Origin of the sequence: Nostoc linckia z4, assembly GCF_002608075.1 — a bacterium.
Taxonomy (GTDB): domain Bacteria; phylum Cyanobacteriota; class Cyanobacteriia; order Cyanobacteriales; family Nostocaceae; genus Nostoc; species Nostoc linckia.
Map to the genome: position 1 here is coordinate 95,853 of NZ_LAHA01000037.1, position 10,517 is coordinate 106,369.

7 protein-coding genes are annotated in these 10,517 nt (G+C 41.0%); 3 read left to right on the top strand and 4 right to left on the bottom strand.

Features of this window, described 5'->3' with window-relative positions; genetic code table 11:
• Nucleotides 1-279: 279 nt before the first annotated feature.
• The 4 genes from VF06_RS24955 to VF06_RS24970 form a co-directional block, all read right to left on the bottom strand.
• The gene (locus VF06_RS24955) at nt 280-1,206 is read right to left on the bottom strand and encodes a LamG-like jellyroll fold domain-containing protein (protein WP_099076588.1); all 927 of its coding nucleotides are present in this window, start codon (nt 1,204-1,206) and stop codon (nt 280-282) included.
• 154 nt (nt 1,207-1,360) lie between these two features.
• Nucleotides 1,361-2,746 (bottom strand): SagB family peptide dehydrogenase, encoded by a 1,386-nt coding sequence (locus tag VF06_RS24960; RefSeq protein ID WP_099068416.1) that lies wholly within the window; start codon nt 2,744-2,746, stop codon nt 1,361-1,363.
• A 236-nt stretch (nt 2,747-2,982) separates the two neighbouring features.
• Complete coding sequence (locus VF06_RS24965; protein ID WP_099068417.1) at nt 2,983-5,307, bottom strand: TOMM precursor leader peptide-binding protein; 2,325 nt, start codon at nt 5,305-5,307, stop codon at nt 2,983-2,985.
• Between the two features lie 409 nt (nt 5,308-5,716).
• Nucleotides 5,717-5,914, bottom strand: a complete 198-nt coding sequence (locus VF06_RS24970) for a hypothetical protein (RefSeq protein WP_099068418.1) — start codon at nt 5,912-5,914, stop codon at nt 5,717-5,719.
• 517 nt (nt 5,915-6,431) lie between these two features.
• Between VF06_RS24970 and VF06_RS24975 the strand changes: the two genes are divergently transcribed.
• The 3 genes from VF06_RS24975 to VF06_RS24985 are packed head-to-tail and all read left to right on the top strand — an operon-like array spanning nt 6,432 to nt 10,434.
• A complete protein-coding gene (locus tag VF06_RS24975) occupies nt 6,432-8,549 on the top strand; it encodes a S8 family peptidase (RefSeq protein WP_099068419.1) in 2,118 nt (705 codons plus the stop codon).
• A 9-nt stretch (nt 8,550-8,558) separates the two neighbouring features.
• The gene (locus VF06_RS24980) at nt 8,559-10,193 is read left to right on the top strand and encodes a PatA/PatG family cyanobactin maturation protease (protein ID WP_099068420.1); all 1,635 of its coding nucleotides are present in this window, start codon (nt 8,559-8,561) and stop codon (nt 10,191-10,193) included.
• A gap of 40 nt (nt 10,194-10,233) precedes the next feature.
• The gene (locus tag VF06_RS24985) at nt 10,234-10,434 is read left to right on the top strand and encodes a cyanobactin biosynthesis system PatB/AcyB/McaB family protein (RefSeq protein ID WP_099068421.1); all 201 of its coding nucleotides are present in this window, start codon (nt 10,234-10,236) and stop codon (nt 10,432-10,434) included.
• The last annotated feature ends 83 nt before the right edge of the window (nt 10,435-10,517 follow it).

Genomic DNA, 10,517 nt, shown 5'->3' on the forward strand with positions numbered 1-10,517 from the left:
GCCTTTAACACCAACCGTATTGATATATAGCAATCTCAAATAATTTGTGAAACATCACATGTTATACTAATTCACCAAAATATTGATACACATACAATAACCTGTACGGGCGAACGGCTGTTCGCCCTTACTGTTCGCCCTTACGCTTGTATTTGTATAATCTTAGATTTAATCATGACTATCTACTTATTAAGGATGTTAACAGTCAACAGTCAACAGTCAACAATCAACACCAATCCCCATATCTACCAAAATTTCCAGCCTCTAAATTTTGAGATATTAAGCCCAAATTCGACCGCGACGAAAAGGTTTATCCGGCTCAGTTTTTTGAGCTTGTGCTTTCAACATTTCTTGCCACCAAAATCCATAATCTTCAAGTCCAGTGGCTAAAAGATGTTTTTCAATCTCTTTTGCTTTCTCTGGATTTTGGGTTAATTTCTGTTCTACTGGTTTTATTTCTAAAGTAGTTTCTTTTTCTGTAGTTAGGGTTTTGGCAACTACTAACTCTTGAGATTGAGAATTAGTAAATGGCACTTGTGACTGTTCCCAGTTAGCACCGTTAATATTACCATGATTGGCATTGGCAGTACCGTCATAAGCCACATTTTTACTGCCTTCATTTAAAGCCCAATAACCAATTAATCCCGGTTCATTTCCTGCAAGACGCTGATAAAGATTATTTTGGATTTGTTGTTGAGTTCGAGCTACTTTCCAAATGCGAACTTCAGCAATTTTACCTTGAAAAGGATAAGTTTCATTATTATCTTTGTACGTCCCAATGAATAAATCATTTTCTGGTTCGTAATTAATTGCAGAATTGGCAATTGATTTAGTAGCTTTTTCTACACCATCAATATACACCTTTATCTGTTTACCATCGTAGGTTCCAGCTAGATGATGCCATTGATTTAGCTTTAAACTATCAGCTTTACTACTAAGATAATGAATTTTTTGAGATGTAGTTTTTAAAGCAAAAAATACACCACTCTTGCCATCGAGAAGCAAACCATATCCACTTTCTTTGTCACTCGTGTCAAAAATATTAGAAATAATGCCAGTGCGTCGTCGTTGATTTTGACAATAAACCCAAGCTTCTAGGGTAATTGCTTTTTCAATTTTAAATTCAGGTTTTTTGCCTAAATTTATCGAGTCGTCTTGTCCATCAAATACAAGAACTGATTGTAATGATTCTGGTTGTTTATTCATATCAAAACTGGAGATTTTTTGTATAAGGGACTTGTAAATAAAAAAGATATAATTAACTTTTGTGGGGCGGGCATCTTGCCTGCCCTGTGGACTGGGCGGGCGAGACGCCCACCCCACAAGATTGAATAATTTATTTCTAATTTCGCAAACTACGTCACAAAGATTTTTTCGTGCCTAGTATAAACTCTCCCACAGAAGATTCTTCATAGTAGTCAATTCCCGTTGCTTTAGCAAATATATCTGAATTACCTGCACCTATTCCAGAAGGAGCTAAATTCATTGCAGTTGATACCAAATACAAAGTTTGGTATAAAACTCCAACGTGTTTTAAAATTGCAGCGTAGGCCATTGATTGGTATTTCCAAAACATGCGGTTGAATCTCGCAGTAATTATAATTAAAACTTGCGGCATTTTCTGGCTACCATTAGATAAACAAGCTTCTGTGACTAAAGCTTCTACTTCTTGACTCCACTCAGAAACTAATTCTAATTCATGGGCATCAGGACGATAATGATATAGTGCTGGTTCTAGTCCTTCACAGTAGTTAATTAGTGGATAAATCTCTAACTCATGAATAGCACCGCCTCCGGGATAAGGACGACGGCTTAATTGTCCCAGTTTTTCTTTATCAATTATCTCTTGGATTCTCGCAGAGCGATATAATAATTCTCCTAATTGTTCTATGGTGATTGGCTCTTCGCCGTACTCTCGAATTGACCGTCTTGATTCTAATACTTGAGTGAAAGAAATATCTGTTTTTGCTAAATCTTCCAAATCGGGTTTATATAATTGAATCACCTTATCGCTCATGGGCGGCTTGACCACAGGTAGAGGTTCAATTTTATCTAAGAAACGATATGTTCCCCCTACTGGATTGCTATGTCTACCTTTACGACTGCGACTGTGGAAGAGGAGGTCGTGAAATTCCCATTGGATGAGATGAGAATTTTCGGTTTCTGAAGATAGCATTTGAGTGGCTAAAAGCAAACTGAGAAATTGTTGCGCTAGTTCTTCTGTGATGTCTGGAATTCCTGCGATTATTGTTGTGCTGGTTTGGGGCTGAGATAATTTAGTAATTAAGGCTGTGGCTCGCCAATCTAATAAAATGATTTTGGCTTGGGACTGGGGAGATTCTAAAACCATTTCCCCGTTTACTTGATGCAAATAGGCAAACCGAGATAGAGTAAATGATTGTTGTTGCCAATCTTCTATTTTTGGATATTCAAACTGATAGTTTCCCGTCATGGGAATAGCAGTCGCCAGGGGATAAACTGAATGACAAATCCAGCCTAAGTTAGTTAGCCCTTGCAGGTAATTATCGAATTTATTTTTCCCTTCAACTCCATCAGTTTCTACAACCAATTGTCTGAGGTCAGAGAGAGTAGCAGGGGAATGTTTGAGATGGTTGAATGCAGATTTTAACCCTGGTTGCAATTGAGAGAGGGTTAATTTATAGGTATTAGATTTAAGAATAATTCGCTCATTTTCTGGAATTAAGTCAATTTTGTTTGCTAAGGAAATGGTAAAGGGTGAATTCATGGTATTAACGAAAAATAGTAAGTAAAAATTAAATAGTTTGTAGTGAGGACTTTAGTCCTGGCTTGAGGACTAAAGTCCTCACTACGAACAAACATTTTTATATTGTTTAAAAATTTCAAAATCAAAATATTGAATTATTCCTTGTGGGGTGGGCGTCTCGCCCGCCCAGTTTATATGGCGGGCAATATACCCGCCCCACAAGTATGACTAAGGGCATGAAAGTTACTTGCCTTGATTTAAATTGGCACTGATATCGGATTCATTTGTTCTTCTGTTAATGGTGTAGATAACCAGCCCATTTTTACAGGAACATCATAGATGCGTTTTGCCCCCATCCTCAGCCAGTAATGTGGCATTTCTGGCACAATAACTTTCACCACATTTAAGCCGATATCTGGGCGAGTTTTATCCAATACTAAAGTTTCTAATCCAGCGTTTTTGGCAATTTCTACACAAGTCATGACATCTTGATAGATATCATCGCTCCAACGCTGTTGATAATCTTGATATACTTTTGCTGGAACTGTAGAGTCTGGAACTAAATAAGGCTGATTTTCAATGGTTGCCTTCTTAAACCATTCTCGCATTTCCACAAACTCTTTAGCCACTTCTACACCATCACAAGTGAACCCAACTTGATTGACTTCGGTAACTGCCCGTAAGATGGCAATTTTAGGGTCAAAATGCGTTCCGAAACCCAGGAGAATTGTTTGGTTTTTGCTATCTTTAAGATAAGAGACGGCAACAAAAGTGGGAATGCCTAAATCTGCGGTAATATCAATTACCCACAAGTCACGATTGTTACTTCTATATAAATCTTGTACTTCCAGTAAATAGGGTTCGTTAAAACTAGCTAAATCCACAGCAGGACGCTTTAAGCGGTTATACCACCAAATTGCTACGCTATCCCGTTCGACTATTTCAAAGAATCCTTGCAGAATTGCTTCTTCGAGAGTATTACCAGTGGCATCGCCATTAGAATTGGCACGACAAAATTCATGGTCTTCCGGCAGAGGATAGCCGTAGTAACAATAAGCAGTGGGAATATATTTGTGGGTTTGTTCGGTTAAAGACCAAACGGGAGTCCAGTCAATGACTTTGGTTTCGTCGAAGGGTTGAGGAATCCAATCAAATACCCCACCTCTGCGGTTGAATTCTTCGCGATATTCATATTGTTCGGAGCTAAAAAGCGAACACTTTGCTGGATGGATGGCTTTATTTCCTAACTCGGCTAAAGTGGCACTAATTCGGGGTTCGTCACCTTGGTAAACACCAGAATAGCGTTCAATCGCTTCACAAAACCCACTGGCTTTTGATTGAGAATCTGTTTTTCCTTTGCCGCTACTTTTGTGCTTGAGATAACGGCGCATTTTTCCTATATTGGAGGCAATTACAAAGCTGTGAACGGCGTTGTAGGTATGGTTCAAGCTGTCATTGGGGTCAGAAGCCCGGACTAGGGAAGTGACCACTCCTGTAATAGGGCTAATTAAATGTTGGTGGCGATTAACGGTTTGGTCAGGAGATAAGGCACGATGTCCGCCGTCTTTGGTAAATTGCTTTTTGCGGCTGCTGAGAACTAAAGGTTGAAAAGCCCGTTCAGTCAATAGATTGGGGTTGCCGCAGCTGGGACATTGGGGACGTAAACTAAGAATGTGGGTTTGCAGGTCTAAGTTTCTCTGGTCAAAGGTAATAATTTTTCCTTCTAAGGTCGGGAAGGGTGTTGTGTCTTCTACACCTTGTTTAACAATCCACTTAGCAATTTCTGTGGTTGCTAGGTGCAAGGCAGTTTGTAAAGTAGATGGAATTACTGCCGCCGGAGGAGGAAGACATTCAATTACCTCTGACTTGACTTTATTTCCATTTGTTTTTTGGCTAGGGGAAAGTTGCAATGAATTGTTTTTTTGCCTTAATACTGAAGCTTCCACTTCTCGGTTAACCCTGAGACGTTGGGCGAGGCATTCCCAACAGCCTGTTATTTGAGGTTGGAAGATTGGCCCTAACCAAAGAATTGTACCAACGGGTTTAATTAACAGCCAAGGTTGATTGGCTTTGAGGGCTATTTGATTGATTTTATTTAGTTCGGGTTGGAGATAGTCATCGGTTAAAACAACTAGCAGAGAATGAGGCGGAAATTCCTGTAATTCTCCATCCCAGTTGATAGCTTTGATTCCCACTTCTTCTAAAGCTGTGATTAACGGTTGGGTGGGAAGATTGGCAACTGAAGAAACATAAACTTGGGTTTGCTGCAAACATTGGTAAGCAACTTGGGGTTCTACTTTCAGCAAACCCCAAAAGGCAACTGCTTCTGGAGTTAGTTGGGAAATGGCTTCAGTTAGGTAGCCTCTGGCTTGCAAGCGTTCTAGGGCATAGTCGATGTGACTGGGATCTACTTGCAGTTTATTGATAATTTCATCAACGGTATAGTTGCCGTTGAGGAGGGGAATTAGTTGGCAGTAAAGTTCTCCGGTAAGGGCATGGGTGGAAGATTCACTTAATAAGTAAACGTGCTTGGGTTCGATAATTTCAGCACGAAAATGGGGTTTTATTTGGAGAATTTTCATATTGCTATTTTTATGTGGCAAGGGCTGGTTTATGATTTAGAAATTTATAGTTAAGTCAGGTGTAGAAGGAATGTTTTTTTTAACGCAGAGGGGCGCAGGGTTAAACGCAGAGGTACGCAGAGGTTTACTTATTCTGAAGGGGATTTGTGAGGGAGTAAATTTAATCAGAGAAGACAAACCCAAGCTAATCCTACTAAAATAGTAAGCTTTTGCTATGGGTTTGTTTCTTTAATAGTTTTATGCACTTCCAACTGATATTCAAACTAAGACAGCTTACTCGTTAAAAGTGTTATTAGACGAGTTAGTGACGTAGGCGAACTATCAGTTTATTGGTACTAATCAAGTACTTGAATGAAGTGAAAAAACTTTTCAACTCTTAAGCAAGTTGATATATCTGCTTTTGAGTTAATTATACACTTGTTGGGATAGAGGGGGATACACCACCGTCTCCACCACCGTATTGAGAAGCGTTTACACCGCCAACTCCTACGCCACCATTTGTCAACTCTTCTTCTGATAAGTCGAGTTGGATACCAGGCATAACACGCACTGTAGGTTCAGAAAGTTTGGGTTGCAAGCGGGTTTGCTTTTGATTTTCTGGTTTCATGAGAGATTTCTCCTAATGAAGTAAATCGAATAAAAAGTTTCTCCAAAAGAAAGTTTTATTTAAGAAAATTCTTCAGCAGAAACTTTTAATTTCTTATATCACGATGAACAAGGGTTAGCAATAAGCTTTTTTGAAGAAATATTTTGAATTAATTTTCTTAAGTGTCTTAACTGTCCGTTAACAATGTTCTTAAGTGTCTTAACTGTCTTAACTGTCTTAACTGTCCGCCAAAAAATTTCCTTAACTGTCTTAACTGTCCGCTAGAATTAGCTGATTGTTGTAACGATACTTAATAAAGTTATTTTTTTTGATTTTTTAGCAATTTAGCTATTGATTTTTGGTGACAATAGTCATATATAATTTTTCAATCTAGAAAAAAATAGCTTGAGTGCGATCGCTATTTCTAATCGCTCGACTATAAAGTTTTCTATTGAAATTACTTAAGTAATAAGAAAATGCTCAAACTAAATTGTTTGAAATTCTCTAGACTCTAAAACTTTTTTTTTGCGACTACCTCATGTCTAAAGTCAAGATAATCCCTGGACTGACACATCTGTGGGAGCAAACACTGGGCAAACCAGAAATTTGTGTAGCGGTGCTAGATGGGTTAGTCGATCGCTCTCATCCCTGTTTCCAGGGAGCCGATTTGAGAGAAATTCCCGGCATGGTAGAATCTATCCCCAACCCAGAAGGGCTGATGCATCGACATGGAACTCATGTTGCCAGCGTGATTTTTGGCCAGCACGGCTCGCCAGTGGAAGGAATAGCACCTCGATGCAAGGGTTTAATTATTCCCATTTTTTCTGACAAAGGTCGTAATTTATCTCAATTAGATCTGGCACGAGCCATTGAACAAGCAGTCAATTCCGGGGCGCACATTATTAATTTGAGTGGTGGGCAACTGGCTGACTATGGTCAGGCGGATGGCTGGTTAGAAAAAGCTGTGGCTTTGTGTAAAGAGAATAATGTTTTACTTGTGGCCGCAGCTGGCAATAACGGCTGTGAATGTTTGCATGTTCCCGCCGCCCTGCCGGCTGTGTTGGCAGTGGGAGCGATGGACGATGGCGGTCAGCCCATTGATTTTAGTAACTGGGGCGATACGTATCAAACTCAAGGCATTCTTGCCCCAGGCGAAAATATTTTGGGGGCGAAAGCCGGAGGTGGAATTAAAGAGTGGACTGGCACAAGCTTTGCTACCCCCATTGTCTCAGGAGTCGCAGCGCTGTTATTGAGTTTGCAGCAGCAACGTGGAGAAAAACCCGACCCGCAAAAAGTTAGAGACGCTATTTTACAAAGTGCTATCCCTTGCGAACTAAAAAACCAAAGCGATCGCCCCCGCTGTTTAGTCGGCAAACTAAATATTCTTGGCGCAATGGAAAAACTCAAAGGAGGAAAAATGTCACAAGGACAAGAAGCCTTAACGGCCTCCGGTTGTGGATGCGGAGGTATTAGCAAGGGCGATTCTTTATACCCGATAAATTATATGAATCATTCAGCAGCAGACAGTAGCATATCGCCTTCAGAAGTAGCGAGTTCTCAGTTTGACGGTGTCATGGAATCTGCGTCAACGGAAGCATCAACACCAGCCTTAGCCTCTGTTAGCAGTCCAACCCCAAACGCAATTTCCACTGAAGCAGCATCTACACCCGATGCAAATGTTTCTTTGCCCACTTCTGCCGATCTTGCCGCTTTTCAAAACCTTTTGCAATCCTACATAACATCACAAAATCAACCTATGTCTTATCCTGTTGCTTCCTCTGTCACTGCTAGCCAAGCTCCTAGCGATATTAATCCTGAAACTTTAGTTTACGCTTTAGGTACATTGGGTTATGACTTTGGGACTGAAGCTAGACGAGATTCCTTTAAACAATTGATGCCTGGAATTAGCATTGATAATACAGGAGTACCAGCAAATCCCTACGATGCTCGCCAAATGGTTGATTATTTGGCAGAAAATCCCTCGGAAGGTAAATCTTTAATTTGGACGCTGAACTTAGAACTCACTCCAATTTATGCCATTGAACCCAAAGGAGCTTTTGCTAGAGATGTTTACGGGGTTTTACAAGAACTGCTTTCTGGGCAAATTCAACCAGAAGACGACCCAGAATATATAGAACGCGTTAGCATCCCCGGACTTTTAACTGGACGCACCGTTAAACTGTTTTCTGGGCAATATATTCCGGTAATTGAACCACAAAATACGCGGGGGCTATATGGTTGGAAGGTCAACACCTTAATTGGTGCTGCCTTAGATACAATCGGCACTCAAGTGGGAGAATCGCAAGAAGACAATGTTCGCAGAACCTTGGGTGGCTTCCTCAACCGGATTTATTATGATTTCCGCAATTTGGGAACCACTTCTCAAGACCGCGCCTTGAATTTTGCCACCACCAATGCTTTCCAAGCAGCGACAACCTTTGCTCAGGCTGTGGCGGAAGGAATGGAACTCGATACCATCACCGTTGAGAGAAGCCCCTTCTGTCGGAAGGATAGTGATTGTTGGGATGTGAAATTGAAGTTCTTCGACCCAGAAAACAACCGTCGAGCCAAAAAAGTCTTCCGCTTTACCATTGATGTTAGCGATTTAATTCCTGTTACCTTGGGCGAAGTCCGTACTTGGTCGAGTGCTTACTAATTATTTAATATGCAATTTTTGACTAGTAATCAAACTCATGCACCTCCTGATAACCACTGGCAAAGACAGCGTCAATTGTATAACTTGGCACGCTTTAACCAGAATAAAGATATTAGCGATAGTTGGGTGCGATCGCACAATCTGAATTTAGCCAAACAAGCCGGAATCAAGCCAGGGAATTACATTCTCGATGCTGGTTGTGGGGCGGGAATTCCGGCGTTGCAAATTGCTCAGGAATTCCCAGGAATCAGAATCGAAGGAATTACTTCATCCCAAACCCAAGCCCAAGATGCTAGAGGGCGGGTACAAGCGTCGGGATTAGGCGATCGCATTCAGATTCGCTTAGGTGACTTTAATTACCTGCCCTTCCCCAATGGAGTATTTGATGTCGCGTTTTTTAATGAAAGCATTAAATACTCCAAAAATCTCACTCAAGTTTTAGCAGAGGTCTACCGGGTGCTGCGTCCGGGAGGTCAGTTGTACATAACAGATTTGGTTAGTCAAGAACTACCTTTAACTGAGCAACAGCAGCGAGAATTGGCAAAGTTGAATCAGGATTTAATTTGCCACATTTATCCTATTAGTGAATTAGCAAAAGCAGGACAACAAGCAGGTTTTCAAAATATTGAGTTTGGGGATTTCACCAAACAATTGCCCACAGGAGATATGAGAAAACTGTGGCTGCTAAATCCTGCTGCTAATTTGCCAGTTTATTATGGAGAAATTAAAGCTAGTAAAGGTGTAGCCTCTCAAATCACCCCAAGTCAAAAGCTGGAAGTTCCCGTTCAAAGCCGGACTAGTCGTTTAGTTTATGCACTGGGTACTATAGGCTATGACTTTGGCTCCCAAGCACGGCGAGATTCCTTTAAACAATTAATGCCTGGAATTGCAATTGATGGCACTGTAATTCCAGCCAATCCTTACGACGCCCGTCAGGTGGTAGATTATCTGGTAGATAATCCTCCAGAAGCAAAATCTTTAATTTGGACGTTGAATTTAGACTTAACTCCAATTTATGCCATTGAACCCATTGAAGCTTTTGCTGATGATGTTTATGAAACCTTACAACTGCTGTTAGCCGGACAAATAGAACCACAAGACAGTGATAATTTTATCGAACGGGCAAGTATCCCAGCAAGGCTGACAAATAGAACAGTCCAGCTATTTTCTGGGCAAATTGTCCCAGTAATTGAACCAGAAAATATCCGGGGGATGTATGGTTGGAAAATTAATAGTCTGGTGGATGCTGCTTTAGAGACGTTAGCAACAGAAGGTGAAACAATCGAAGCCCAAAGAGCAAGAGTGCAGCGTACTTTGACTAGTTTCTTGAACCGCATCTACTACGACTTGCGAAACTGGGGGCAAACTGACAGAGACCGGGCGCTGAATTTTGCAGCTACTAACGCTTTTCAAGCAGCTTCTACTTTTAAAGAAGCAGTGGTGATGGGTCTGGAACTTGACAGCATTGAGATATATAAAAGCGCTTACTGTCGGTATGATAGCAACTGTTGGGACGTAAAATTGAAGTTTTTTGACCCAGAAAGTAGCCGTCGGGCCAGAAAAATTTTCCGTTTTACTATTGATGTGCGCGAGATCATGCCTGTCACCTTGGGCGAAGTGCGTTCTTGGGCTGCACCCAAATAAGCTAGATTATTTATCAAGCAAATATTAACTTTGGACAACTATGAGATTACCAAAACTTGCTCCTCCAGTGAAAAGACCGGATATCATTTATCCCCACCGTTCCGTGGATGTAATTAACGGCAGAGTAGAAGATTTGGTTCACATTCGCATGGATTTATTACACGGAGCTAACTATAACGATCCTCCAGCCTTTAATTACAGTGCTTGTTCTCAATCTGGCTATGGATGTGGCGGTTGGTGAATTCAGGAGTCAGGAGTCAGGAGTCAGGAGTCAGGAGTCAGGAGTCAGGAGTCAGGAGTCAGGAGTCAGGAGTCAGGAGTCAG